The sequence below is a fragment of the Aminobacter sp. P4_H6_2 genome, assembly GCF_056400805.1.
Genome location: NZ_JBFUKO010000949.1, coordinates 1 through 1,416, shown reverse-complemented (window position 1 = coordinate 1,416; position 1,416 = coordinate 1). Strand labels below are relative to the sequence as shown.

General features: G+C 58.2%; 2 protein-coding genes and 1 pseudogene. 1 reads left to right on the top strand and 2 read right to left on the bottom strand.

Translation table 11 applies throughout. The features are described 5' to 3' along the window. Together AC1DUU_RS31965 and AC1DUU_RS31960 are read right to left on the bottom strand one after the other, a co-directional pair. A pseudogene (locus AC1DUU_RS31965) lies at positions 1-211 on the bottom strand (ectoine/hydroxyectoine ABC transporter substrate-binding protein EhuB); the annotation flags it as partial. Between the two features lie 71 nt (positions 212-282). Beyond that, complete coding sequence (locus AC1DUU_RS31960; protein WP_476787308.1) at positions 283-915, bottom strand: hypothetical protein; 633 nt, start codon at positions 913-915, stop codon at positions 283-285. Positions 916-1,057: 142 nt separating this feature from the next. Between AC1DUU_RS31960 and AC1DUU_RS31955 the strand changes: the two genes are divergently transcribed. Beyond that, complete coding sequence (locus AC1DUU_RS31955; protein ID WP_476787307.1) at positions 1,058-1,306, top strand: helix-turn-helix domain-containing protein; 249 nt, start codon at positions 1,058-1,060, stop codon at positions 1,304-1,306. The last annotated feature ends 110 nt before the right edge of the window (positions 1,307-1,416 follow it).

Genomic DNA, 1,416 nt, shown 5'->3' with positions numbered 1-1,416 from the left:
GTAGGTCCGGATGCCATCCCTTTGCCTCGCCAGTGGCTTCATCGCGAAAACCCCAGGGCGAGCGGTTGTGGATGCCGATGACGATCTTGCCTTCGCGCAAGATCCGTTCCTTGGTGGTCTCGGCCAAGGCCGTGCCACCAGTCATGATGACGATCAGCGCAAGCAATGCGCTCCACATGCGTGCAAGACGTGTTGGACTTCTCAAGCTCATTTGCTCTCTCCCTTTGATTTTTGATGTTTGGTGCCAACGCAGTCTCGCCCTCCCGCGATCCTGCAGTGCGCTCAGCCTCGCCGTGGTTGGATTTCGACCGGGCCACGACTGTCGCCAGGCCGGTCGCGTTCGCTCAGGTGCTTGAGGTCATCCAGAACCGACTGAATTTGCGGCCAGGGGAATGCCGATGTGTCGCCCTGGCTCTCGCCGCCGCCGGCAATGATTGTCAGTTTGGCGATCACGCCGCCAAGTGATTGCGCTTGTGTGGTTGAAACGGCTTCAAGCAGCTCTTCTTCAGCCTCGACGGCCTCGATCTCGGCAACACGGACACGCGAGTAACCGACCTCCTGGTCAAGCGCGTCCCAACGTGTCTGCTGATGATCTGCCAGGGCCGACTTCGACGTGCCCTTCCGATCCGTCTCTGTTGCGCCGCCAGGAACAGGAGACCCAAGGGCGATTCTTATCCGCGTCTCCAGGCGCTGCTGCAGTCGACACAGCACCACGGCCATGTGGTGTGCGTGCTCCCACTCTTGCAGCAGGACCACGCATGGGTCGACGGGTGCAAGCAACCGCGAGGCAATGCTCTCGCCGAGTCTGGCGCCAGCCGTGGCGTCACCTTTTGCATCGTCATCCACAGCACAACTCTTCCTTCGTCTCCCCGGGATGACGAAAGGCAAAGCTGTGGTATTGTCGGAATCAGCCATGATCCGAGCTCCAACCAGCTTGGGTTTGGTCAGGCCGAACAAGGTGTTGACGCACCTTTTTCGGCCGTTTGCGACCTCTACCCGTATTTGTGCGCGGTCATCGAGTAATGTCAATCAAAAATGATGAATTTCGACAATCAGAATGATATCAGTTGAGCAATGCAGAGGCGCGCGTGCTATGTTGGGATGGAGCCAGGATGAGCTGGCACGTTTTGCGGCCATATCGCGCGCCACAATAGTTGACTTTGAACGAGGCGCCCGAATTCCACATCGAAATAGTCTCACGTCAATCCGCAGAGCGTTTGAAGCGGGCGGTATTCAGTTCATTCCCGAAAACGGCGGCGGGGCGGGATTGCGGTTCGAGAAGCCGACACCCGGTGTCGGTGATTGAGGGAAAGTCTGACTTTCGCTATCTCCCATTTGAGAACTGAGCGAGCAGCGTCATAGTCAAACCGCAGCACGCTCGCATTTCGCGGTATGGGAACGGCAGCTTTGCGCCCA

What these genes read in the sequence shown, in the direction of transcription:
- AC1DUU_RS31960 (WP_476787308.1), bottom strand. Translation starts at nt 915, where the DNA reads ATGGCTGATTCCGACAATACCACAGCTTTGCCTTTCGTCATCCCGGGG.
- AC1DUU_RS31955 (WP_476787307.1), top strand. Translation starts at nt 1,058, where the DNA reads ATGATATCAGTTGAGCAATGCAGAGGCGCGCGTGCTATGTTGGGATGG.